The sequence below is a fragment of the Candidatus Hinthialibacter antarcticus genome (assembly GCA_030765645.1).
Lineage (GTDB): Bacteria > Hinthialibacterota > Hinthialibacteria > Hinthialibacterales > Hinthialibacteraceae > Hinthialibacter > Hinthialibacter antarcticus.
In genome coordinates this window covers 14,850-40,268 of sequence record JAVCCE010000052.1, presented here as the reverse complement: position 1 = coordinate 40,268, position 25,419 = coordinate 14,850, and the positions used below count along the sequence as shown (strand labels likewise).

The 25,419-nt window shown below is 54.1% G+C and carries 20 protein-coding genes; 7 read left to right on the top strand and 13 right to left on the bottom strand.

Annotated features, from left to right (window positions below):
- Positions 1–43: 43 nt before the first annotated feature.
- Positions 44–2,668: a hypothetical protein gene (locus P9L94_11965; protein ID MDP8244792.1), complete on the bottom strand. Its 2,625-nt coding sequence runs from the start codon at positions 2,666–2,668 to the stop codon at positions 44–46.
- Between P9L94_11965 and P9L94_11960 the strand changes: the two genes are divergently transcribed.
- Positions 2,630–3,379, top strand: coding sequence for an NUDIX hydrolase (locus tag P9L94_11960; GenBank protein ID MDP8244791.1), 750 nt, complete (start codon positions 2,630–2,632; stop codon positions 3,377–3,379). The genes P9L94_11965 and P9L94_11960 overlap by 39 nt on opposite strands.
- A 36-nt stretch (positions 3,380–3,415) precedes the next feature.
- Here the strand turns inward: P9L94_11960 and hemC are convergent, their stop codons facing one another.
- The 6 genes from hemC to hemA form a co-directional block, all read right to left on the bottom strand.
- A complete protein-coding gene (gene hemC, locus P9L94_11955) occupies positions 3,416–4,360 on the bottom strand; it encodes a hydroxymethylbilane synthase (GenBank protein ID MDP8244790.1) in 945 nt (314 codons plus the stop codon).
- 22 nt (positions 4,361–4,382) lie between these two features.
- On the bottom strand, positions 4,383–5,396 hold the full coding sequence (locus P9L94_11950; GenBank protein ID MDP8244789.1) for a ferrochelatase: 1,014 nt from the start codon (positions 5,394–5,396) through the stop codon (positions 4,383–4,385).
- Positions 5,393–6,790 (bottom strand): protoporphyrinogen oxidase, encoded by a 1,398-nt coding sequence (hemG, locus tag P9L94_11945; GenBank protein MDP8244788.1) that lies wholly within the window; start codon positions 6,788–6,790, stop codon positions 5,393–5,395. The genes P9L94_11950 and hemG overlap by 4 nt, the downstream gene beginning before the upstream one ends.
- 217 nt (positions 6,791–7,007) lie before the next feature.
- Positions 7,008–8,423, bottom strand: coding sequence for an oxygen-independent coproporphyrinogen III oxidase (gene hemN / locus P9L94_11940; protein MDP8244787.1), 1,416 nt, complete (start codon positions 8,421–8,423; stop codon positions 7,008–7,010).
- Complete coding sequence (hemE, locus tag P9L94_11935; protein MDP8244786.1) at positions 8,398–9,474, bottom strand: uroporphyrinogen decarboxylase; 1,077 nt, start codon at positions 9,472–9,474, stop codon at positions 8,398–8,400. The genes hemN and hemE overlap by 26 nt, the downstream gene beginning before the upstream one ends.
- Positions 9,475–9,496: 22 nt before the next feature.
- Positions 9,497–10,846: a glutamyl-tRNA reductase gene (gene hemA / locus P9L94_11930; protein ID MDP8244785.1), complete on the bottom strand. Its 1,350-nt coding sequence runs from the start codon at positions 10,844–10,846 to the stop codon at positions 9,497–9,499.
- 410 nt (positions 10,847–11,256) lie between these two features.
- Between hemA and nuoI the strand changes: the two genes are divergently transcribed.
- The 3 genes from nuoI to P9L94_11915 all read left to right on the top strand — a co-directional run bounded on the left by nuoI (position 11,257) and on the right by P9L94_11915 (position 15,098).
- Positions 11,257–11,928 carry an NADH-quinone oxidoreductase subunit NuoI gene (gene nuoI, locus P9L94_11925; GenBank protein MDP8244784.1) on the top strand — a complete coding sequence of 224 codons (672 nt, stop codon included), beginning with the start codon at positions 11,257–11,259 and terminating at the stop codon, positions 11,926–11,928.
- A 550-nt stretch (positions 11,929–12,478) separates the two neighbouring features.
- The gene (locus tag P9L94_11920) at positions 12,479–13,708 is read left to right on the top strand and encodes a Gfo/Idh/MocA family oxidoreductase (protein MDP8244783.1); all 1,230 of its coding nucleotides are present in this window, start codon (positions 12,479–12,481) and stop codon (positions 13,706–13,708) included.
- A 139-nt stretch (positions 13,709–13,847) separates the two neighbouring features.
- The gene (locus tag P9L94_11915; protein ID MDP8244782.1) at positions 13,848–15,098 is read left to right on the top strand and encodes a hypothetical protein; all 1,251 of its coding nucleotides are present in this window, start codon (positions 13,848–13,850) and stop codon (positions 15,096–15,098) included.
- Positions 15,099–15,152: 54 nt separating this feature from the next.
- Here the strand turns inward: P9L94_11915 and P9L94_11910 are convergent, their stop codons facing one another.
- Genes P9L94_11910 through P9L94_11895 form a run of 4 tightly spaced genes read right to left on the bottom strand, consistent with a single transcriptional unit; the run spans position 15,153 to position 18,819 of the window.
- Positions 15,153–16,022 carry an ABC transporter permease subunit gene (locus tag P9L94_11910; GenBank protein ID MDP8244781.1) on the bottom strand — a complete coding sequence of 290 codons (870 nt, stop codon included), beginning with the start codon at positions 16,020–16,022 and terminating at the stop codon, positions 15,153–15,155.
- A complete protein-coding gene (locus tag P9L94_11905) occupies positions 16,019–16,939 on the bottom strand; it encodes an ABC transporter ATP-binding protein (GenBank protein MDP8244780.1) in 921 nt (306 codons plus the stop codon). The genes P9L94_11910 and P9L94_11905 overlap by 4 nt, the downstream gene beginning before the upstream one ends.
- On the bottom strand, positions 16,939–17,874 hold the full coding sequence (locus P9L94_11900; protein MDP8244779.1) for a hypothetical protein: 936 nt from the start codon (positions 17,872–17,874) through the stop codon (positions 16,939–16,941). Before P9L94_11900 ends, P9L94_11905 begins: the two co-directional genes overlap by 1 nt.
- A gap of 18 nt (positions 17,875–17,892) precedes the next feature.
- Positions 17,893–18,819: an ABC transporter ATP-binding protein gene (locus P9L94_11895; protein MDP8244778.1), complete on the bottom strand. Its 927-nt coding sequence runs from the start codon at positions 18,817–18,819 to the stop codon at positions 17,893–17,895.
- Positions 18,820–19,101: 282 nt separating this feature from the next.
- Here P9L94_11895 and P9L94_11890 point away from each other — a divergent pair, with 282 nt between their 5' ends.
- From P9L94_11890 to P9L94_11880, 3 genes are read left to right on the top strand one after another with little or no spacing between them, the layout of a single operon-like run.
- Positions 19,102–19,758 carry a sigma-70 family RNA polymerase sigma factor gene (locus P9L94_11890; protein MDP8244777.1) on the top strand — a complete coding sequence of 219 codons (657 nt, stop codon included), beginning with the start codon at positions 19,102–19,104 and terminating at the stop codon, positions 19,756–19,758.
- 22 nt (positions 19,759–19,780) lie between these two features.
- Complete coding sequence (locus tag P9L94_11885) at positions 19,781–20,503, top strand: hypothetical protein (protein MDP8244776.1); 723 nt, start codon at positions 19,781–19,783, stop codon at positions 20,501–20,503.
- Positions 20,504–20,540: 37 nt separating this feature from the next.
- Positions 20,541–23,477 (top strand): DUF3352 domain-containing protein, encoded by a 2,937-nt coding sequence (locus P9L94_11880; protein MDP8244775.1) that lies wholly within the window; start codon positions 20,541–20,543, stop codon positions 23,475–23,477.
- A gap of 73 nt (positions 23,478–23,550) precedes the next feature.
- Here P9L94_11880 and P9L94_11875 read toward each other — a convergent pair whose 3' ends face one another.
- Entirely contained in the window at positions 23,551–24,192 is a 642-nt protein-coding gene (locus P9L94_11875; protein MDP8244774.1) for a transcriptional regulator, read from the bottom strand.
- A gap of 141 nt (positions 24,193–24,333) precedes the next feature.
- Positions 24,334–25,386 carry a PASTA domain-containing protein gene (locus P9L94_11870; GenBank protein MDP8244773.1) on the bottom strand — a complete coding sequence of 351 codons (1,053 nt, stop codon included), beginning with the start codon at positions 25,384–25,386 and terminating at the stop codon, positions 24,334–24,336.
- Positions 25,387–25,419 lie beyond the last annotated feature (33 nt).

The following is a 25,419-nucleotide window of genomic DNA, read 5'->3' as shown; positions in this document are numbered from 1 at the left end:
CCTCTCTCAACGCATGATCTGAAAATCTCTTTGCTGTCGTTTTTTATTGCGTATTCGTCATCTGGATATCATCGACCAAAACGTGTCCCCATGCACCGCTGGATTTGTCTTCGATGATGATCCGGGCCGATTGCCCCAGCCACGGCGTCAGGTCCCATACCAACGGGCGCAGGGTTTCGTCGCGTTCGCCGCTGGCGCGAAGCGCAAATTCGCCGCCGATGTCCAACCCAATAAACGTACGCTGCAAATCATCACCGCCGCCGACAGAAAAAGATAACTTGTTGTGTTCGATCAAAAATGGTTCCGAAATCAAACGCCCCTGCGCCGCGTCAGACCCCTGATGGAACGAATTAACGAAGTAGTTTCCCTCAAAGCCGGAGACAGTCGTTTGTGCGCCGAGCGAAGCAATCGCAGGCGCGTCGCCAAAGGCTTCGCCTTCAACTTGCCACCCCGCGTAATCCCCGGTTTCAAAGTTCCAATAGCGGCCCGGCGCGCGCTTCCATTGTTGGATATGGTCTATCCGAAACTCAGCGTTCGGGTCGCGGTCAGCCGCCAACCATATCGCCTGCCGCCCGGCCCAGGCTCCAATCGACCAGCGAAACTCGTTCCACCCCGGTTTGGAGAAGTTCTGCAAAGTTCGAACCACCCGCCATCCTGAAACGCTGTCGTCATCATAGGACAACTGCGCAGGCTGAATATAAACAAACGCGCCGCCCATCAACACTTCACCGGGCGCGCGGTCATAAAGATGTTTGGCCGTTTGTATTTTCGCAGCGTTGCCCCAGGGTTCTTCATCGTAGACAGCCAACGCAAAAAATGTCTGGGTGGAACTCTTGGGGATGTCAGCAAAGAAGCGCAGTTCATCGCCTTCGATGACAAACGGTTCAGACGCAATCGACCCCATCATTCGCCCGGCGCCGCCCCCGCCCGGCCCCGCGCTCGCGAACCCGACGGCGCTCTGGCTCACGTCCGGCTCCAAACCAAAAGCAGCGCCGACCTGCCGGGTGCGTGAAAACCCGTGTTCAAAATCCCAGACGAACCCGACCGGCTCGCCCAATGATTGCAGCGCAGTTTCGCCCCCATTTGAGAAATATTCTTTTTCATCTGTTGTTTGTTGTCCGGCTGCATCAAGGCTTGACGCAATCGAGCGGGTTGGTGAGCGCAGCCAAAGTTCGAGGGCGCCGCTGCGTTCCGTCGTATAGTTTTCTCGGACTGAGTCGAGAAGCGGGCCTTGGGCGGAATCCAGCATCCCTGTTTGTGAAGCATCGAACGGTTGATAAAACCCCAACCATTGGCAGGGAACGCGAAGCGCCGCTTCAATCGTCGGCGGCGCCATGCGGACTGAATTTTCTTGATAGCGTACACGCCAGTGCATTCCCATCGGAGCGACTTCGACATCCGCCGGTAAGTGAGCAAATAACGCGGGCGAAAATTGCATCATGCCGCCGCCCCCGCGTTCATCAAGCACAGATCGCGTCGCCTCAATGAGAGATTGACGAAAGCGCGCCCGGTCCCATTTCGGTTGCAATTCAAAAAATACCGAAACCAGCAGCGTCAATGCAAAGACGGCTACGCCTGCGGGCAAGAGCCAATCGGCGTGAAATTGCTGCGCCAGCCAGCCAAGCCCCATCACCGCAAGAAGCAACAAAGAAAGCTGAGAAACCAGCGCGAAGGTTTGATAGTCGCCCAATGGAGAAAACGCACCCACGCAGAGGTGCGCAATACACGCAATCAATACAAACCGGCAAAAGAAAACCGCTGCGCCGCGAGCCGTCGAGACGCCCAGCAGCGCCAACACGCCAAATGCAATCATCGCGGGCGGCAGCAGCAAGGCGCCCTGCCCCAACCATACCAACGCCGCTTGCGCGTTTTGCGTCCAGAGGCCGTTCATCAACGGCGTCCAGCCGACGGTGTTCCACAATCGGGGGAGGTTTAACAAACCCGGCCCGCCAACGGTTCCCCAAGCGGCGCTTAATACGCAGTACATCGACAACGCAGGCGCCAATGCCGCCAACAACATCCCACCCGACGCATACCGCTTCGCATGAAAACAGATGAAGCCGCCAAACGCGCTAATCGCTAGCGCCCAGAAGAAACCATTGCCGCCGCAGAACGACAACACCAACAGCGCAAACATGGCGGCTGCTTGATTGCGCTTTACCGGAGCGTCCATGACGCGCCGCATGGCTTCAAGCGCCAGCCACGCAGTCGCGGCTTGAGTGGGCGCATAGAGCATCGCCGCCCAAACGCCCGGGTGAACCAGCGCGACGCCAAGAACCGCCGACGCTTGCGCTTGCGACGTCAGGCGTTGCGCCAGCTGATAGATACGCTGAATGAGCATGAATGCGACCAGCGATTGCGCCGCCCACAACAATAATCCGCCCAACGGGCCAAGACGCAGCGACAGCCAAATCACAATCGCTGCGGGAAAATGAATTTGCGAATACGGGACTAACGGGTTGAGGTCGTCGCCTGGATGAAAGAACCCGCGCGCAAACAACGCCGTCAAATACTCGGCGTCTCCATAGGCATAGCGCAAATGCGACGAGGCGATCATCAACCCGGCCAATAGCAACGCAAAGCCGCCCCCAAAACCCAGGAGGATTTTTTGCGCCAGACGGGGGCTGAATTGCCAATTCTCACGGGAATGGTTTGCGCGTTCGCTCATGGCGCCATTGAAACGGAAGCGCGCCGCTTGGGCAAGGCGCAAGTCGACGCCGGGCCGCTTTTGGCTTATTATTGTCTGTACTGCATACTTCTTGTGAGGATAATTGAAATGGACCCGCAAACCATCACGCTCAACCGTCGGCGTTTTTTACTGACGGCCCCGATTGCGCTAGCAGGCTGCACCACATCTAAATTTTTTGAAGAAATGGGCGACATCAAGGTCGATGCGAAAGCCCACGCAGCGCGCCGCATGGAATGGACGGGAGACGAGATGGTCTTCGCGGTTGTGCATCTTGGCGGCGGGTTTGTTTTGGTGCGCCATCGCTCGCCGTTGGGCTGGTCGTTTCCCGGCGGCATTGTCGACCCCAACCGCCACGGCCTCAAAACGGCCGCCAACGCCGACCTGGTCACCGCAGTCACCCGCTATGCGCACTCACAGGCGACGCTGCCCGTCCAAGTCAGCAAGACGGCGCTATTCGCCTATGGATACGCGATTGACGATAGCGCCGACCGTATGTTGATGGTGCATTATTTTCAGTTGGGGCTGCCGACTTCGTTCCCGCCTTCGGTCACGCCGAATTTCAGTGAAGTGACTGAAGCCAAGTGGGTCGCAGTAGACGACGCCGCTTTGGCAAAATGCCTGGTGAAGCGCATCGGCGAATATGAGACAATCGGCGAGGGCGGAACCATCATTCTCGAAGGCTGCGCGTAAGACATAGCGCTGCAAACATTGTCGCTATTATGCTTGTCAGGATTTTTGATTGAGGGATTTGAGCGTTTCGATAATTTCGTCGGCGCCTTGGTCGAGCAGCGACTGCGCCAGCTCGCGGCCCAGCGCTTCGGCGTCTTTGCATGGCGCCTGTTTTGACTCGCGCAACATCGGCTTGCCGTCGAGCGCCGATGTCATCCCTTCCAACGTAACAAGGCCGTCTTTCACCGTCGCATAGGCCGCCATCGGCGCCTGACACCCGCCCTCCAAAGTCGCGAGAAACGAGCGCTCCGCCATGACGCTAATTGCGGTTTCGGCGTCATGGATGCTTTGTAGCAGCGTCCGGGTTTCTTCGTCGTCGATGCGCGATTCAATCGCGATGGCGCCTTGGGCGGGCGCGGGCAACATTTCGCCGGGTTGGATCACGCCTGCAATACGGTCTTCCCATTCCATGCGGCGAATGGCGGCGTGGGCCATAATCATGCCGTCCCAATCGGCGTCGTTATATTTTTGAAAGCGCGTATTGACGTTGCCGCGCAGGTCGATCACTTGCGCATTCGGACGTAGCGCCAAAACCTGGGCGCGCCGGCGCAGGCTCCCCGTCGCGATGACGGGCGCTTCGGGCATTTCTAACAATGACGAGTAGCGCCGCGAAATGAGCGCGTCGAACGGCGAGTCGCGTTCGGGAATCGCGGTCACGCCGAGGCCCTCCGGCAACATCGTCGGCAGGTCTTTAAAACTGTGCACGGCGAAGTCGATGCTCTTGTCGAGCAAAGCGTTTTCAATTTCTTTGGTAAAAATGCCTTTGCCGCCGACTTGCACCAACGGCTTGTCGAGAATTTTGTCGCCGATGGTGTGGATGATTTCAATTTTGACGTTGCAGCCAGGCTGGGCCTCCGCCAACAACGTTTTGACGCGCTCCGCCTGCCAAAGCGCAAGCGGGCTGCCGCGCGTTCCTAAAATAAAAGTCCGGTCTTCCGTCATCGTATTTTGGTTTCCAATCGAATCACGCCGCTTGATGTTCGGGCAACGGCTCGTGTTGGGGCGGCTCGTGATCGAGACGATAGTGAATGACGCGCGCCAGCATTTGTAGAAACGCCGGGTTGTCGTTCACACACAACAAGTGATCGTACTCTTTACCCGCACCTTCGAAAACTGCTTTGGGTTCGAGTTGCGTTTCGGCGTTATCGGCGACGAAGCCAAAGGGGAAATAAAGAAAGCGCTCGATGCCCGCGTCCATCATTTCTTTAAGCGAAATATCCGCTGTGGGCTGCGTCCAGTCTCCGCCGAGGCGATGGTTAAACCAACCGATGGGCGCTGCGGCGAAGTGAGGTTCCAGGCGTTCTTTGAGCAATTGATACACCATGCTCGTGCCGCAATAGCCCGTATCAAAAATGCCTGGCGGCGGGTTGATGACCGTGCCATGGCAGCCCAGCAGCAAGCCGGTTTTCTTGCGGTCTTCTTCGCTATAGCCCAAGGTTTCGGCTTCGGCGAGAATATACTGCGTCATCACGTCAGCCAATTCAGCGTGATGGGGATGAAAGGTAACGAATTTGGCTTCGGGCAGCGGGCGCCCGTTTTTGGATTGATAGGCTTCAAAATCGCTCTTAGTAATACCGTCAGTGAAATCCGACTCAGCGGCGTACATGGGAACGATCACCAACTCTTCGCAGCCCGACTGGCGGATATTCTCCAACATGGCCGCTTGCGACGGATCGCGAAATTCATAACCAATATGCACACGCCATTCGATATCAGGAAACTGCGCCTGCAACTCGCGCGCAACGCCAGCGGCTTGTCTTTCAGTAATCGCTTCGAGCGGCGACGTATAATCTAACGCGCGCCAATCTTTGATCCGCCCCCATCCACGCATCGCGCCAATAATCGGGACAATCAGTTTGGGAATGGGCGCAACCATGCGCGTGAGTTTATAGAGAATTTTGTTGGAATAGGTCCATTGCTGGAAAAATTTTCGCTCCGGCGGTTCGCCGTAGGTCATTACTAATACGTCAATTTTCATGTAACAGCCTCCCGGGCAGGCGCCGACGGCAAAAACGCGGCGACCGCATCGGCGGTCTGACGGGCGTTGCGGATACAGTCATTGACCGAAACGCCGCGCGTGAAGTTGCCCGTGATAAATAAGCCGGGCGCCTTTTTCAATTCTTGCGCTAAGGTTTCCAAGCGGTCATGGTGTCCAACGGGATACTGTGGGATGGCCTTATGCCAACGCACGATTTGTTCGGCGACCGGTTCGCCTTTGACGCCGACGCATAGGTGAAGATCGCGCATGACGGTAGAACGCAGGTCGTCGTCGCTCATGTCATAGGCCTCAGGGTCGAGGCCTCCGCCGATGAAACAGGTAAAGGCGATACAACCGCCCGGCGCCCGCAGCGGGAACAGCGTTGAGCTCCAAATGCTGCCCAAAAAGCGCGGCCCTTGCCGACGCGGCACAAGATAGCCGAAGCCGTCGCAGGGGTGTTCGATGTCGGCCCGCTGAAAGCCCAGCCCCATCACCACCATACGGTTATAGGTTATGGTTTTGAAATAGTCCGCCGTCTTGGGCAGTTGCTCTTTGAGCAACTCGCCCAACGTGTAAGCAGGTGCGGTCGCGATCACAGCGCCGCCTTCGATGGGATTCGCATCGCCTTCGACAAACACGCGCCAGCCGCCGTTTTCGTTCTGTTCAACCTTACTGACGGGCGCGTTGACCCGCAGGCTTTCGCCCAACGACGCCGACAACGCGCGCGGCAATTCATCCATGCCGTCGATAAATGAACACAAATTTTTCGAGCGCGGCTTCTTGGGTTTATTGGGGTCTTTTTTTGCAAACGCTTTGCTAAGGCCGCCCAAAACCAGGCTGCCGCTTTGGCGTTCTAAATCATATAAGATCGAAAAACTCGAACGCAGGCTGAGTTTCTCAGGGTCGCCGGCATACACGCCCGAAACGAAGGGCGTCACCATGTTGTCGAGCACCTCTTTGCCCAAGCGCCGCCGGACAAAATCGGCCAGCGGTTCGTCTTCGACGTTGCGGTTGGAGCGGCGAAACGGTTCCGCCAGCAAACCCCGCTTGGCCGCCCCGGACAGCAACGGCGTCTTGTATAAGCCGCCCGGCCCCATCGGCGCCTCTTGCAATGCGCCGTTGAGAAAAATGTAACGCTTGTTGCCGCGCATGGACTGCTTGAGCAAGCGGTTTTCGAGTCGCAATTCATGACACAGATCCATCATGGCGGGTTCGTTGTCCATGAATGAATTAGGGCCGCGTTCAAACAAAAAGCCGTCTTGCGGACTCGTTTCGATCGCGCCGCCGACGCGCGGGCTGGATTCAAGAACGCAAACGTCGCGGCCTTGTTGTTGTAATCGGTGCGCTGCGGTCAGGCCTGAGACGCCCCCGCCAATAATGATGGTTTTTGACATGATGTTTTTCACTATGCGTTAATTGGTTTTAGATAGAATCTATCTCAAAATGCGGGGAGGGCGAACCTCCTGGTGAGCCGAGGTAGAAAGAAAGCGATTCGATACGACGCGGCTCGTCGGGAGCCTCGCCCTCCCCCTCGGTTCGGTCGCCTTGATTCCTCACTATGTTTGGCTCACATATTTTTGAGATGGCTTCTAATCGTCTAAAGAATATTGCTTATAAAGTTTTTGAAAACGTCGGCGTCTTGCGTCCGGTTTGTTGCGCCTGTTGCAAGTAATAATCAAACACCATGGCGATGGGGCGAATGATAATGCGTCCCAATTCGAGCACATGGATTTCTTTGGTGATATTGGGCTCGATCAACCCATCGTCGATAAACGGTTTTAAGCGCGTCAGTTCATCGGCGAAATAGTCATGGAAGTTTTCGTCCCAAGTCTGGTTGAAGCGCTCAACGGGCAGGCGCAGATTACACATGAGTTCCATGATGACCCAGCGGCGCATGCGGTCGTCCTTCGTAAGTTCGATGCCGCGCTCGATTGGCAACGCGCCGCCGCGAACCAGTTTTTCATACGTGTGTAATTTTTTGATATTTTGCGTGTAAATCGCGTCCAGGCTGCTGATTGACGACACCCCGAACGAATAGAGATCGGCCCCGGCGCGGGTGGTGAAGCCCATGAAGTTACGCTGAAGCGTACCTTCGCGCTGGGCGATGGTGAGTTCGTCGTCGGGCTTGGCGAAGTGGTCCATGCCGATATAGACAAATCCGTTTTCGGTAAAGCGGTCAATCGCGAGTTGAAAGATGTTAAAGCGTTCTTCGGCGGACGGCAGCCACGATTCTTCCATGCGGCGCTGGTTGCCGAGTTTGCCAGGCAAAAATGCGTAGTTGTATAACGCGATGCGGTCGGGGTCAATTTCAAAAATCGCATCCAGCGTCTTGTTAACTGTATCTGTGCTTTGATGCGGCAGGCCGTAGACCAAGTCAACATTGACGCTGACAAAGCCTTTTTCGCGGCAGAGTTTGATGAAATCCTCTGTTTGTTCGCGACTCTGAAGGCGGTTAATGGCTTCCTGGGTTTCTTTTGAAAAATCCTGTACGCCCATCGAGATGCGGTTGAAGCCGCAGCCAATTAACACGTCGAGATGTTGGGGCGTGGTCACTCGCAGGTCGACTTCGATGGAGAGTTCGGCGGCGGGGTCAAAGTTAAATTGCCCCTTCACAAACTTGAGCAGCCGTTCCAGCGCGGCGGGCGAAATTTCGGTTGGGGTTCCGCCCCCGAGGTGAAACTGAATCACGCGGCGGGTTTTGTCGACTTTCGCCGCGACCCGCTCGACCTCCATACAAACCAGATCGACGTAATTATTGTGAATATCTTCACGACTGGTGATGATGACGTTGCAGCCGCAGAAATGGCAGCGTTCGCCGCAGAATGGAATGTGAATATACAACGACAGCGGTTGGGTGGAATCGCCGGGATTGGTGGCTTCGATATGGCGCCAATAGGCCTCTTCGCCGACGGCGTCGCTCCATTCAGGCGCAGTCGGATAGCTGGTGTAGCGCGGCCCGCGCATACTGTATTTATTGATGAGATCGCGGTCGATCTCGGGTTTAGGCGCTGTGGGAAGCGTATTCATATCCTTTGACCGTTTCTACAAATGCGCGCACGCTCTCGACCGGCGTTTCGGGCAAGATGCCGTGTCCTAAGTTGACGATGTGTCCGGTGGTGCGGTCGAGGCCTTCGAGTATGCGTTGAGCCTCTTGCGCGACCGCTTCGGGATTCGCATACAACACCGTCGGGTCCATGTTGCCTTGCAGCGCAACCGATTTACCTAAACGCACATGCGCTTCGTTGAGCGGCGTGAGCCAATCGACGCTGACCACGGCGGCGCCGCTGTCGCCCAGTTCATCTAACACATGCGGTGAATTCTTCACATAGAGTATAACCGGGGTTCCCTCGTCTTGAATTGTCTTGATGACTTGTTGTTGGTATGGCAGCGCAAATTTGCGGTACGCCTCTTTCGAGAGCGCGCCCGCCCAGGTGTCGAAAATCTGCACTGCGTTCACGCCTGCTTTGATTTGGATGCGCAGGTAGTCGATCACGGTTTCGGTTACCCGCTCCAGCAACTGCTGCAGCAAATCCGGTTGTCCATAGGTCAGGGTTTTGATGTGGCGCAGGTTCTTGCTGGTCACGCCTTCGCTCATATAGGCCGCCATGGTGAAGGGCGCGCCCGCAAAACCGAGCACCGGGACGTCATCGCCTACGCGTCGGCGGATCTCAGTCAACGAATCAAACACCGCCGGGGTTTCATCGAAACGCGCGGGTTGAATGCGCGACAAATCGCCATGGCAACGCGCAGGCGGATCAACCACCGGGCCGCCTTCTTTGTATTCCACCGTGAAGCCCATGTCTTGCAGGGGAATCAAAATATCATTGAACACAATGATCGCGTCCATACCAAACCGGTCCATCGGTTGGATGGAAACGTCCGCCGCGATGTCGGGCATACGGCACATTTCATGGAAGGTGTATTTCGCCTTCACCGCCTGATATTCGGGCAGGTAACGTCCCGCCTGGCGCATCAGCCATACGGGCGGGCGGTCAATGGGCTTGTGTTCGATGGCCCCCATGAAGCGTTGTTTTTTCGTCAGCTGCGTTGTCGGTTTTGGGGATGAGGCTTGCGTCATCGAATGCTCTCTCTAAATTGGATTATTTTTCGTTGGTGGATGCAGGTTCAAGCGTCACGGCTGCCAGCGAACGCGCGCCGCTGGCTTCGCGAAATACTTCCGCCAGACACTTGACTGCTTCGGGGCATGATTTAATGGTTTCGCCCCGGCGCAAATTGCGGCGCGGCGCGAGCACGATGCGTTCCGCCATGCGTTTCATGCGGGCGGCGACGGCTTCTTGCTGCTCTGGCGTTAAATCAGGAACCAGATCATACAAGCCTTGCAATTCTTCTTGATAAATACGGTCTGCATAAACGCCCAGGTCTTTGGCGATCTGGTCAAGTTGAATGGGTTGCGGCCAAGGACCGAGTTGTTTGAGTTCGCTCATTACAATTTCTTCGGCGTGAGCCAGTTCGCTTTCGCGGCCCGCCTGGTTTCGTTCGGCGCAAGCGCGCAGGTCTTCTAAGCTGACCACTTCAACGCAGTCCATTTCAGCGACGGCGGGGTCGATGTCGGGCGGCAAGGCAATATCAATCGCCATCTGCGGCGCTTGACCGCGCAGGCGTTCGGATTCAAACAATGCGGGAGTAATCACGGGCTCAGTCGAGGCGGTGCCGCAGATAATCAAGTCGCAGCCTTGCAGGGCGCGTTCGATTTCGTCTAACCCAAACACGGTCGCGTTGACTTGCTGGGCGAGTTCTTGCGCACTTTCGTAGGTGCGGTTAACGATGCGCAGTTCTTTCACGCCCGCCTGATATAAATACTTCGCCGCCAGCGAACTCATCTTGCCAGCGCCGACTACAGCGGCGCGTACTTTGTGCATGGAGCCGAAATGCTCTTTGGCAAACTCGACCGCCAAGGCGCTGACCGACACCCGGCCTTTGCCCAGCCCGGTTTCGTTGCGCACCCGCTTGGCAATGGAAAACGCTTTTTGCAAGAGAATATGGGTCGCCCGATGGGCGCCATTATCTTGGTTGGCCTGTTGGTAAGACTTTTTTAGTTGCCCTAATATCTGCCCGTCGCCCACCACCATTGACTCCAAACCGGACGCCAGCCGGGCGAGATGGGTCACCGCGTTTGAATCGACCTTCACGGTCAGGATCGAAAGCAAGTCTTCAACCGAAACATGGTTGCGTTCCGCCAGCGCTTGTAACGCTGTGGTCATACCTTCGCGAACGGAATTGGTAATGATATAGATTTCAGCGCGGTTACACGTACACAACCCGATCGCGTCGTCAATGTGGCATCGCGTTTTCAGGCTGGCTAAAAATGCGTCCAGTTCATCTTGCTCAAAAAGATACTGGCGTAAGTCAGGCAGCGCGAGATTCTGATGGTTAAAACTCAGAACGATAAAGTGGCAGGAAGAAGATTCGGCGCGTTGTTGATCCATCATCCTAAGTTGGCTCTCTTCCTCATTAAAGTCAGGGCTTTTGAATAAATCGTTATACAGCTATGTAGGAAACATGCAATTACCATGCGAGTTTGATCGAACCAGTAAGTTTTAACACCCTACTCAATAAACCTCAATAAAACAGCGCGTTAAATCGTATTTTCCTATCTGATATTCATGTTACACATACTACAATTCAGCAATAATGCCGCAGCCATTCGTGACTTAACTGCGGCATTCTTGCGCGGCAAATTGCCGCAGCCAGCCAGATGTAACTCATTTGACTACAACAGGAAAAAAACCAAGACACACTGGAATTTACTCTCGTTTCGGGTTAAATATACGCTCATGTGACGACCTGCACCTTCGGCGCTTCAAAAAAAATGTCCACCCTATTTTAAGGATACTGTCCGATGCAAGAAGCGGTGTTTAAACAGATTCCTGCGGAACCCAAACAAGGCCGCGTAAAAGTCCATGTCACGGCGGGGCAAATCAAAACCCTTGGCTGGTCGCGCTCGTTCCAGATTTTTTTGGCGATCGTCAAAGGCATGTCGTTGACCTTTCGCCACCTGTTCCGTAAACCAGTTACGTTTAACTATCCCAACCAGAAGCGCTCTCAATCGCCGCGCTTTCGCGGGGTGCACCGCTTACAGCGCTTCGAGGATGGAAAAGAACGCTGCGTAGGGTGCGGCCTTTGTTCGGTGGTCTGCCCGTCAGACGCGATCTATCTCGAAGCTTGCGAAAACACGCCCGATAACATGGTGTCGCACGGCGAACGTCATGCGAAATTTTACCAGATCGACATGCTGCGCTGCATCTTCTGCGGCTTTTGTGAAGAAGCCTGCCCCGAAGACGCCATTGTCATGGGCCCCAATTGGGAAGCCGCCAGCACCCATCGCGACGACTTCATCTATACCAAAGACCGCCTGCTGGTTCCGATTGAGAAAAAAGACGAATGGTTCCGTAAAGGCATGACGTGGAAGGAAGAAGAAGAGAAAACCGTCCCGGTTTCGCACGACTTGCCGGAGTATTACATCGCGCAGAAGAAAAAAGAAGAAAAGCGCGCCGCCCGCGCCAAATCATAAACCCACACGACAAGATCAGCCGCTACAACGCCTCATCGAACATTCGGTGGGGCGTTTTTTTAGGAACACCTCTCCTCATTCAACTTATCAAAGAACGCGAAACCAATTTTCGTTTTGTTCGTTTTCCGGTGGGCTGCTCCGCGAGCCTACCCTACCAGGCTGCATGTGGCATGGGTACAACTCTGCTCGCTTCAGTGCGGGCTTTCAGGCCCTCATACACAGGCGCTCCCAGAGTTGCCCCCATGCCTAATTTGGTTTTTCAATTTTTGATATGCCGGAATATGTTTTCGTAATACAATCATGGTCATCCATCACTGTAAGTACTCACTGACCGGATGAACTTGGTATTATTTTATTTCCAGGTTGCGCTTTTATTATGTTTGCTTAATAATAAGGCGCTGAGTTGAAGTGCGGTTATAAAAAGTGTATTTATAATGAGTTCAGGTACAATCGGCAAGAATCACACGGGCAACGTGATTGTTGCCAAATCAATCCGCACACAATTTTGGCAATAAATAAAAAAAACAAATCTGAATCAAACGAGGCAAGCATGAACCAATCAAGCGATCAAACCGCTGTGCCGCGCCGCAACTTTCTCACCACCAGCGCGGCCTCTACCGCAAGTTTAATGCTCGTGAGTTCGAAGACCGCATTTACCGCAACCGCAAACAGCGCCCTGCGCATGGGCGTGATTGGCTGCGGCGGACGCGGCAACCACGTATCGGGCGTGTTTATCCGTAACACCAATTCGCAAATTATCGGCCTGGCCGACTTCTTCCAAGACCGTTTGGAAAGCACCCAGCAAGGCCTCGGCGAGCGCCTGCTTGCGATGGACCGCAAAAAAATTGAGTCGTCCAAACTGTTTGCGGGCATGGACGGCTATAAGAAATTGCTGGAAGAAGACCTCGACCATGTGTTGATTACCAGCCCGCCCTATTATCACCCCTTACACCTGGAGGCAGTGGTCAACGCAGGCAAACACGTCTATTGCGAAAAACCGGTAGCGGTCGACGTAGCGGGCGCCAAGCGCGTGATGGAAATCGGCAAAAAAGCCCACGGCAAAGTCAGTTTGATGGTCGGCTTCCAGATTCGCGAGAGTCCCGAATATCAAGAAGTGCAAAAACGCATCCAAAACGGCGACATCGGCGACCCCGTCGCGGGCATGGTCCATTATCACTCCGGGCGCCTGGGCGTGAAGAAACTCGACAACGCCAGCGAACAGGAATTCCGCCTGCGCAACTGGGTATTCGACCAGGTGCTCTCCGGCGACATCATTACTGAGCAGAACGTCCACGTCATCGACGTATGCAACTGGTTCCTCGACGGGCATCCTGTCAAAGCCGTTGGAACGGGCGGACGCAAAGCGCGTACTGACGTTGGCGATTGCTGGGACCATTTCGAAGTGATTTACGACTACCCCGGCGAGGTAAAAATCTCATTCGGGTCGTCGCAATATCTGACCGGCTGGGGCGAATGTCTCGACCGCGTCTTCGGGACAAAAGGGGTCGGCGAAGCATCATACGGCGGCGGCGGACACATCACCGGCCCCAACGATTGGCACTCGGAACGCAAGAGCCTCTTAGGCGGCGCCGAAGAAAGCAAAGTGAAGAAACTCGAAGAAAGCATCCGCAGCGGTAACTTCGTCAACCAGGCTGAAATCGGCGCGACCAGCACGCTGACTTGCGTCTTGGGCCGCATGGCCGCCTATGGCAACAAAGAAGTCACCTGGGACGAGATGATGAAATCAAACTTGAAATACGACGCAAAAATCAAGTTGTAATCCTGGGCATTGATTTAAAAAGACAATCCCCGCTTCTCGGTTGAGAGGCGGGGATTTTTGTGTCAGCATAGCATCACAAAAACTATTCACTTCAATTTAAATCTTGATTCAAGTGAATTTGTTAGAACGGGGAAGAATAATGAAGCAAATCATAGTCATTATTGCCGCGCTTTGTTTGTTCGCGACAACATCCTTTGCAGAATTTAAAGCGGGCGTCGCCGTCCGTTCGGTCATGCCCGATCCGCTGCTGCCCGTCTCCGGCGGAATCGGCCCATCGAACCCGGCGACAAAAGCGCTGGGCGAATTGTCCGTACGCGCATTGGTGGTTGAAGACGACGATGTCCGCGTCGCTATCGTCAGCGCGGACTTTTTGGGGTTCCCCGCCGTGTTGGGAAACCGCGTCCGTAAGCAAATCAAAAATATTAAGCCGGAGAACATCCTCATCGGCGTTACGCATACGCATAGCGCGCCTGATTGTTATGGGTTCCCTGATGAACAAGGCAATTTTTCGACGGACCTGAAATATCTCGATTTTGTCTGCGCGCAAATGGTGGACGCGATCAACGATGCGGTATCGAACCTGGAACCCGCCAAGGTCAAAATCAATACCGGAGAAACCGTAGAGGGAATCGCTTACAATTACTATGCGCCAAAGTTATACGATCCGCGCTGTCACGTTATGCAATTCATCGCTGATGACGGTCAAGCAATTTCAACATTGGTCAATTACGCGATTCACCCAGAAGTGATCGGCTCCAGCCAGGGCGTCATCAGCCCCGATTTGATCGGCCCGCTTTATGACCGCATTCAAGCAAACGGCGGCGGGACCGGCGTCTTTATGAACAGCGCTCAGGGCGGCATGGTGACGGCGGATTGTCGCGGCGCCGACGGCAAGGACATTCAAACCTGGGACGAGTGTATCCGTATCGGAAACCGGCTCGCCGACGAAGCGCTTCGCATAGCGGGCGAAGCCAAAGCCGTTGCAGACCCCGGCCTGTTTTGCGCCGCGACGGCGATTACCTTTCCGATTGACTCGCCCCTCTTACGCGCCATCGTGTCCGCCTCGCCGCTTGGGTATGACATGGAAAGCGAAAAATCAATTTCCACTCAGGTGAACGTCATCAATCTTGGCAACGCCCAAATTCTGACCATCCCCGGAGAGGCGTTGCCCAACATCGGCTATTACTTAAAGCGAAAAATGCACGGCGAGCATAATTTCTTGTTTGGTCTGACCAATGACGCCTTCGGTTATATTCTGACCAAGGAAGATTACGACAGTTTCGAGCGCTATGCCTACATCACCCGGACAAGTTTAGGAGAGAAAACCGGTGAGATTCTCATCAACGAGTCGTTAAAATTCGTCGACCAATGCCCCAAGCCGGAAAAATAAGGTCCTTGTAAGAGATTGTAAGAGATTATCTAAACGCAGGTCGCCTCAATTTGTTTATGCTTCTTGCGCTTGTCCTAACCGCAGGTTGCGGTTTTTCACAATATAAGTGGTCAGCGCGATGCATGTTGCAATGAGTAGCAATAACACAATCACCGACATCAAGCCAGACGCCGACGGATGGTCGCTTAAGAAAAGCAAGAGCGCGTCGCTAAGCGAGGCTTGGCCCGTTTGTACGTCGCTATGCGAGAAGATGGAAAACAGATAATGGCGCACTGTCAGTTGATAGGCGCTGCCGGGAAAATAGGCCGCCATCGGGTCCCACACAAACAACAAGAAGATGCCCGTCATTAAGCGGTGTTTAGTGAACACGCCGATGAGCATCAACACCGCGCCATAAGACGCCAAGCCCAGCGTGAATACCATCCAGTCTTGCACCAGCATGTCGAGGTTTGCGGTAATCAAACCCGCTTCGGGGATGCTGCCGATGATGAGATACGACAACACCAGCGACACGCCCAACAACGACGACGAGACCACGACATAGGAGAGGAATTTTCCTAGCACGAGAATGGTGCGCGGCACGGGACGCAACAACAGAAACACCACTGTCTCGTTTTCAATCTCTTCGCTAAAGACCGACATGCCCAAAAAGATCGCCAGCAGGGGGACGTAAAATTGCATGTAAAGCGTGCTGCAAAAAATGGCGTATACCGTGTAGGCGTCGACCCAGATGCTCTCAATCGACGCCGCCTTCGATAGCCAGGCGAACACCAGCCGCCATAAAATCACTGGCATCAATGACAACAAAACTAAGATAATCGGAAACAACGGGCTGCGGCCCAATAGTTTCATCTTGGCGTTGACCGCGATCAGCGCGGCCAGGCTGTTTCCATATTGTGAAAGACGGCTCATCGGTTCGTTCATTTGACTAGATACTCGAATACGGATTGTAAGTTATCGTCCAGCGTGTTCATTTGCGTCACGGGGATGTCTTCTTCTAAAATCAGTTCCGTCAAGCGCGGAAAGAACAGATCCGGCGAATGAGTTTGTACGATCAGTTCGTTAGGGTCTTCGCCGAAGCGTATGGTTTTGACTTCGGGAAATTCGATTAAGCGGTTCGACAAGCGCCGCATCTCCGGCGAAACAATCTGTACCTGGCGCGGTTGTTCTTCGATCAGTTCACGAATTTCCTGAACGACGCCTTCGGCGAGCAACATGCCGTTATTAAGCAACATAATACGGTTGGTCATCTCTTCGACTTCATGCAAAATATGGCTGGAGACGATGACCGTCTTGCCTTCTTCGCCGTAATGTTTGATGCGCTGCACCACCGCGTGGCGCCCGATCGGGTCCATGCCGGACAGCGGTTCGTCCAAAAGCAACACTCGTGGATCATGCTGGATGGATTGCGCAAATTTGACCCGTTGGCGCATGCCCTTGCTGTAGGCGCCGATGGGTTTGTGGGCGGCTTCGGTCAGCCCCACTTCGCCTAGGGTGTGCATAGCGCGTTCGCGGGCGTCGCTGTCAGAATTTCCATGCAGCCGCCCCATGTAGGTTAAAAATTCCAACCCGGTGAGTTGCTCGTACAGCGCTTCCGACGAGGGGCACAACCCGATCAGATGATAGATATCGGGGTTGTTCCAAACGGGCTTACCGTCAATGCTGATGCGCCCGGTATCGACTTGCATCAGTCCGGTCAACACTTTGAACAGCGTTGTCTTGCCCGCGCCGTTGGGGCCGAGCAGCCCGGTCACGCCGGGGCGGATCTCACAAGTCACGTCGCTGACGCCGATGACTTCGCCGTACCATTTTGATACGTTTTGCAGGGAAACAATCGCCATCAGGTTATCACCTCCACTGCGCGAATCTGGCGGTATAACACAACCGAGAGCAACACGCACATCACGATCAGCGCAATAAGATGAAAGACGCAGGGCAATCGAAATGTGGTTTCCTCTAAGAATAAGTACGACCCGATCTGCTGCCAGATGTTTGATAAAGACAACAGCGACCACCATTCGGGGTCGTTTGAACCCCACAACCAGCGTCCCAACAGGCCGCGAATCGCCTGCACGAGAACGTCCGGCAGCCAATAGAGCGCAGCGAAAAATGCGCCCGCCGCTTCGTTGGATTTAAACAATGACGATAGCGTCAGAATTAAAATGGTCAGCGGAATCGCAATCACATTGGCGTAGGCGAAAATTTTCATCGCCAATGGAATATGGGTGAACAGGTAGCCCCAGTCTTCATTAAAGAATGCGTGTAAAAACATCAATAATAACGCGGGGACAAGCGACACTACGTATAAATAAAACAGAATGAACGCTGATTTACCGAACAAGTAATCCAACGGCGTCAGCGGCCTGGAAAGGTATAAAATCAGCGCTTTGCTGCGGCGGTCAGAAGCGATGGCCCCTGCGCCCGCAAGAAGGGCGATAAAGAAAAAGCCTAAATACACCGATTGGAAAAAGTTGAAATAAAACGCGTCGTTAACCGCGAATATGGCCTTGAAGCGGTTTGTTTGAAAATCATCAATCCGAAAGCCTGAATCATTGTTTAGGTTGATTCCCAAATAGTCTAATAATTCAATATTCGCCGCCAGATACAAGCGCGCCACCGATAACATAAACATGGCCCCGACGGCCATCAAGATAAATCGGATGCCTTTGTTGCGCCACAAGCGGGTGATGCCGGATAGCGCAATCACCGTCCAGCCCAGCGAGCGCGGACGCCATTGGCCAGTATAGTGGCGGTAGGTCTGTGGATATACGGGCACTGTTGGCTCCCTTCTGGTTTACGCCGCCTGAATCGCTTTGGCGAATACTTCCTGCAAGGTCATTTCTTCCTGGGTCATACGGCGTACCTGCACATCGCTGTCACGCGCCGCGACAAAAATCTCGCGCTGGCCCAGCCCTTCGCGCAACGTCACCCGCAAGAGGCCGTTCTCTTTCATCACGCAATTGCCGCCGAAGCGTTGCACCGCCTCGCGAAAGCGCGTCTCGTCTCCTTTGATGTTGACTTCAAACGCCCGTTGCGCGAGTTGCTTGAGGTCGTCAATTTTGCCGGAAGCGACAATTCGCCCTTGAAAGAGCACCATCACCGACTCGCACACCGCTTCGACGTCGGGCAGCAGATGGCTCGACAGGATAACGGAAATGCCTTTGTTGACGGTGATATCTTCAATTAAATCGAGCATCGCTTTGCGGCCTTCGGGGTCAAGCCCGTTGGTCGGTTCGTCGAGCAGCATTAATTTGGGGTCATGGATTAGCGCTTGCGCGAGTTTGATGCGTTGTTTCATGCCGGTCGAATAGGTGTCGATTTTACGGTAACGGGCTTCGCCCAGCCCGCAATAATGCAGCGACTGATGGGCGCGCAGCACCGCCTCGTTCGGCGGCAGGCCCGAAAGGCGGCCATTATACGAGACAAACTCGACAGCGGTCATGCCTGGAATATAGGCCTCTTCTTCGGGCATATACCCCAACATCTGGCGAACCTCCGCGCCTTCGCGGGCCGGGTTCAAGCCAAAGATAGACGCCGTTCCCTGATCGGGCGTCAAAAAGCCCATCAGCGTCTTGAGCAGGGTGCTTTTGCCTGCGCCGTTCGGCCCCAAGAGGCCGATCCCGCCCGATGGAAACTGGACGGACAAATCTTGCAGAATGGTTTTCGTCCCAAACGATACGGTGAGGCGGTCGAGCGCAACGGCGGCTTGTTCAGTCGTCATTTTATTTGAATTGGTCCCTTTAAACTGCGTATTCCCCATAAAATTGCATGAAAAACCTGCTGTAGTATAGACGCGTTCAGGCTTTTCGTGACATTTGATCGAAAACCGTTATCATGCAATTTAGGCGTTGATTTTATTTCCCAAAAAACCGCATACTGGTCTATACGAACCATGGCGCTTTTTCTTTTATCAAAAATTGTTTTTTTTATAAATATTCTCAGGCCGGGCTACGTATTACTTGATGGAGGCAGTAGCCAAATTGTTCAAACCTGGGAGTCACAAGTGATCGTGTTAGACATGGCGCCCCCAGCGGCGAAAGAGGCCCAAGAACCTGTCTCCGACCGGGAGATTGATGCGCAGTCGTTGCGGCTTTGGAAAAACGGCAGCCAGCGGGGGTACAATGAGTTGGTGGAGCGCTACCAAAAACCCTTGTTTCACTTTATTTACCGGATGTTGCGCGACCGCGACGAAGCCAAAGACCTGCTGCAAGAAACCTTCGTCCGTCTCCACCGCTCGCTGGCGTCGTTGCGCGAAGATAAAAGCCTGAAGTCGTGGCTGTTTCGCACCGCCAACAACTTGTGCATCGACTACTTCCGCAAACATAAGCCCGGGCGCGTTACCGCCTTCGACCATCAGGCGCCCGAAACTCTTGCTGTGATCGAAGCGGCCTCAATCGACGAACGCACCACGTTGCGCCCCGACGAAGCCGCCATGCAATCGGCGCAGCAGGAAACAATCATGCAGGCGATTCAGTCATTACCGAAAAACCAACGCATGGTGATGACGATGAGAAGTTGCGAAGGCCTGTCGATGAAAGAAATCGCCGAAGTAATGGAATGCAGCGAACAAACCGTCGGCACGACGTTATTTGCCGCGAGAAAAAAATTAACCAAACGGCTCCAGCCGGTCTTGCAAGAAGTTTACGGCCCGGCGGACTAACAAGCAACACAGGAAAAAGATTATGGCGAAACAACCCATTACGCCCGACATGCTTTCGCGCTACTACGACGGCCTGCTCGACGACGACCAAGCCCGGCGCGTCGCGCAGTCCATTGAAAGCGACCCCGAAGCGCACCAGCTGTTGGAAACCTACGCCCTGTTTGACGATGCGCTGCAACCTGATTTATCAGACGCAGAAATCGACGGCCTGGTGTCGGACACGGTGCAGCAAGTCCATCAGCGCCTGGCGATGCCGACGCGGCGCGTCAACGCCAGTTGGAGTTGGCTTTTGGCGCCGCGTTTTATGATGGCGGCTTGCGTTGTGTTGGCGTTGGTTTCAATTGTCATCGTCCCGCAGATGCAAGCGCCCGTTGACGACGGCAGCCAACGAATCGCTGAAGCCCCGGCGGATGACAACCCGACGGCGGAACTCGACCCCATTCAACAACAAGCCCTTCTCGCGACCGCCAGTTTCGCAGGCAGTGCGATTTCGTCCGGCGTCAACGCCATCAGCGAACGCTCTGGCGCATTGGCTGAGACCTACAAAGCCATCGAAACGAAATCCGAAGCCTCAATCGCGCTCAGCGCAATTCGCGAGGGCATCACTTCGTTGCGCGCTAACGACGAACAAACGCAAATCAAAACCGAAGCCACTGAGGCCGTCAATCAATTAGAAGAACTCAAACGCCGCCAAGCCGTGATTGGGCTGGGTGCGTCTTTATTTAGTTTTATGTCGATTATATAGCCTAAAACTGGCGCAGTACGCCAACGGAGCCATGAAGATGTTGAAGCCAATTCGTCTTGCGTTACTCATAATCGCGGTCTTGACCGGGTCGACAGCCTTTAGCCAGCAGATCCAATTCGACCAGATCGTTCCTGCGGACATAATTTTCTATATGGAAGGCGACGCCTCGCTCGACGCAGAGCAAGCGTTCCCTCATTTTGACGAAGCCATGCGCCAATTGGGCGACACCATGAACGACGTGTTGGAATGGCGCGTTCTCATGGACGAATGGAACGCAGCGCTCGAATCCGCCGACATCGGCGATCTCGAGGGCGTGTTTGGCGACCGCTGGTGTATGGCGATCACTGGATTCGGGCAGCAATTCAACCGCATCCCAACGCTGATCTTTATTTCAGAACTCAAGAACGAAGAACAAGCCAACCTCTACTTGCACCATCTGCTCAGCGGCGTGGCCAGCGTGTTGCCGGCGTTAGAAGTCGAAGAAGATTTTTATGACGGCTTATCGCTCACGTCGTTGTTGGGGCCGGGGCGCATTCCCGGCTTGAGTTTGTCATACACGGTTTATGAAAACAAATTGGTTCTCACCACCAGCAAACCGTTGGTGATTGATTTGATTGAGCAGTTTGATTACCCCAACGATGTCTTGGTTGACGACGAAGATTATCAATCCATCATCGGGCGCTTGCCCAACCCCCATTCGTGGATGTCGTTCATGCCGGTCGCGGGGATGGTCGAGAGCGTCTCGAATATTGCAAAAACCGCGCAAGGGTTCGCTCAGATGGGTTCCAGCAAAGGCGACGATAGCGAATGGAGCCAATCGCTGTTCGGCGGCGTTCAGGCCGGGCTGAACGCCGTGCGCGCCGTTCGCGCCAACGGCATGGCGTCGATTGTTCAAGAAGGCGGCGTCAAACAAACCACCACAATCGTCGAGCTCGACCCGGAGCGCTTAGACTCGTTTCTCGCTGAGATTTTCGAGCGCGAGCAGGCGGCGTTCCCGCTGCAAGAGTCACTGCCGAGGCAAACCGGTTCGTTTTGGTATAGCAATGTCTTTAATCTCAAAGACCTTTGGGCGCTGTCGAACCAGATGCTTGCGACTTTGCCGCAAGGCGAAAAAATGAAGTCCGACATGACCGGGTTTATGAATGAGATCGGCGTCGACATTGAGCGCGACTTGCTCTCGTGGATGGGCGATTCATTATGCATGGTGCGTCCGTTGGCTGACCTCAACGCGGTCGCGCCCGCCAACCACGTTGCTTTAATCATTGAAGCGAACGATGAAGCCCGCTTGCGGCAATCGCTCAGCAAAATTCAAGACGCGTTCGTCAACGCCATGCTGCAATTTAAAATCCCCATTGGCGTGAATGAAGAAACCCATCGCGGCGTTGCCATTACCTCGATTGGCTCCGACCTGCCGTTTGTTCCCGTCACGCCGAGTTGGTGCATTGACGAAGGCCGGTTTATTCTGTCCACTAACGTGAATTTCATTCGCGAGATGATTGACGTGCGCAACGGGCGCCGCCCCAGCATCCAGAAAAGCCGCGACTATCAGGCGTTGCAAGATAAAATCTTACAGCCCGCGCACAAGATTGCCTTTCAAGATATCGCCTCCGAATTTTATACCACCCGCGAATCGCTTTTGCGCATCACCTCGCTGACTCAACTGGCGAATGACTCTAACCCCGATGAGATTGCGCTGGCCGAAGCCGTCATTGACCGCGTCGCCTATTGGTTAGGGTGTATGCAGATTTATCGCGCATCGGCTAAGCAGTCAAACTTCTCTAAAGAAGAAATCCACACAGAAAAATGGGTGGTGTCGAAGGATTTACGCGCCACGCCCAGTACCGCCAACATCAAGCGCCGCCCGGTTTCGGTTGGCATGGAAGAATTGGTCTTCACTTGGGCGAAAAGTTGCGCCAAGCGTGGGGACGACGAACGCGCTGTACGCTTGTATCAAAACTTACTCAAACAACGCCCCGCTCATCTCGATTATCTCACCGGCCTGGCTTCGGCCTATCAACGCCAGGGCAATCCACAGGCGGCGGAAGAAGCCTACGCATTGGCGTTAAAAACCAGCCCGACCGCGTCGCTGCTCATCGCCCGCGAAGTCGCGCTGGGTTCCAGTTCCGCCGATGAAATTCGGCAGCGCATTCAGTCGTTCGCTCAGGCAAATTCAAAGATTGACGCCGCCATGGTCTTGTTTGGCGTCGCGACTTCGTTGCGCGACTTAGGCAGAATCGAAGCGGCCCAATCGCTTCTGCAAAAAATCACGACTACGTATGGGCAATCTCCTGTCGCAGCGTCTGCGAAATTCGAGTCTCAGTTGTTGCAAAATGAAAATACAAATGAAGTGATTCTAGTTCCAGCCATCAATGAGAATGACGCCGAGTGGAGCGACGCCCCATCGTTTGATTTGCTGTCGCCTCCAAACGCAAAGGCGATGGTCGCCCAATCCAACGACGGATTATACGTCGCCATTCAACTGCCGGGGGCAGAGGTCGCATCCGATGAAGTGGAGTTTCGCATTTCGCTGAGTCCATCGCGCGATTACGCCAGCCGGGTTGATTATTCGGTCATGGCCCACAACAGCGGCGATGGGTGGTCGATCTTGCGGCAATCCGCGAACAAGATCAATGACGATCCGTTTGACTTCCAATTGAATGCAACAGAAGCGCCTTCCGGCGACGATATTTTAAAGACGTTTCAATCAATTATGAAAGACTTAACCAAACAGGAATTTGATTGGCTGCCGAAAGAACTGCTCGCAGAAAATGAACCAGAACCCGATGAAGGCTTTCCGTGGAAGGCTTCCATTGAGCAGGACGGCAGTTTGGTTACGCTCGAAGCGGTCATCTCACTGGAACCGGTTCGCGAAGCGTTTGTTGAAAAGCCAGTGTGGTTGATGAATGCGGCGGTCGGAATAGAAACAAGCCCCGCCAATGATTATCTGAACTATGTTCCGATTCGGTTTAATTAGCGTGCTTTCCATATAGATAAAAAAAGGCCGGATGAGTTCATCCGGCCTCTTGGGTTTTCATTCTATCAATGAGTTATTTTTTGTTTTTGGTTTTGATGATTTTATAAACGCAGGCGTGACCGCCGTTCATCATGTGATGCACCCGTTCGACCGGGAGGCCAATCAGTTCTTTGAATAGTTCCAACTCATGCTGACAGACTTCGGGAAACTCACGCGCGACCTGCGCAATCGGACAATTGTGTTCGACCAGTTCAAATTGCTCGGCGTTTTCGTTCAAATCGGCCATATAGCCGTCGTTGTCGCGCAAGTCGGCCAATGTCTTGATGCGATCCGGCGTAGCGTCGCCGTTCATGCGGCCTTCATATTGCTCTTTTAATTTGTGACGGCGAATTTCAAGCAACTGCCCGATCTTGTCGCGCCCGTCCACCTCTTCCATTGTTTTGAGCAGACTGACGATGAGATCGTTGTATTGCTGAGGGAAAAATTTTTCCGACGGTTGAGCGAGACTAAAATACAACGCAGGCCGCCCCGCTTTTTGACGGACAAATTCGGATTGCAGAATGCCTTCTTTTTCCATCGCGGTCAGGTGTTGCCGGGCGCCCATCGCGGTCACGCCCAGCAGCTCGCCGATCTGCTTGGCGGTCATTTTGCCGTTTTTCTTGAGTAGGCAAAGTATGGTCATCCGTGTCGGACGTTGGTTCGTAGTTTCTGACATTGATCCATCCAAGCAAGCATTCTGTGAAGCTGCGTCTACCATACAAACTATAATCTATATAAATTTTGTCAATATTCAAATCATAAAACAATTGCCGCTTGTTGACGGCCTTTGTCAAAAGATGAAGGCTGAACGTCTTTATTACAGATCGCTTGGTTCAAACACGGCGGGATAAAACCGTTTATCGATGATCTCATACTCAGGCAGCGACTGGTCGTCGCGCATGGCGCACAAGGCTGCGACGGCGTCGCCGTAGACGGGCATCCATACATTGACCGGGCTGAATTGCGTATCGAGGCGCAAGGGCAACACCGATGGAGCGCCGTTGAGTTTAGAGGCGTTGTCCCAAACCAGCAGCGCAGGACGCCGGGGGTAAATCATCACCGGCGGCGCATCAAAGCGAATGTTCACAAAACGGATCGCGCCCAATGTCATTCCGCTAGACGCGACCGTAAAGGTTACGTGCTCGCCCGCCGCAATCCGCGCGCCGGGTTCAGGACGCTGCTCGATGACGCGCCCCCATTCGGCGGGGTCGCTGCTTTTTTTATATTCAATTTCATCTTCGCTAAAAATAAATGGTTTGGGCGAAGCGGAACTCAACACGTCTTTGCTATCCATGCCGGTGTAATTGGGCATGATGTAATCGACCGGCTTGGGGCCGAGGCTCACCAGAATGTCCATCGACTTTTCCGGCACCAGACGCGCGCCCGGCAGCGGGTCTTGGGCGACCACCACGCTTTCGGGCTGGGTCGAATGAAAGACGTTGCTGCGTTGGTCGATTTGCAGATCAACGCTGCGCAAGTCGTAGACGGTTTCTTTGTCGGGGCGCCCGATCAGGTTTGGGATCATCGCCAGGCGCGGGCCTTTGCTGATTTTGACGCTGATGCGGCGGCCTTTTTTAACGACGGTATTCGGGAACGGGCGCTGTTCAATGACGATGCCGGGCGGGGTGTCTTCGTCGCTAACTTCTTCGATAGGCACTTTAACCAGCAGTTCGCTCTCGGTGAGCGTCTCGATGGCGCGGGATTTGGACATGCCCATCACGTTGGGCGCCACCACGGTTTCGCCCTTGATGAGATAATCAAGCAGAAAAAACCCGCCCAGCCCCATGCCAGCCATGAGAACCGCCAGCAGAAACAAGATGAAGACAAAATTGCCCGCCAGCCGAAACAAAAATCGAAGTATCGCCATCATGCGGATGGATGCGCCTCTCTTTGAGGTTGAATT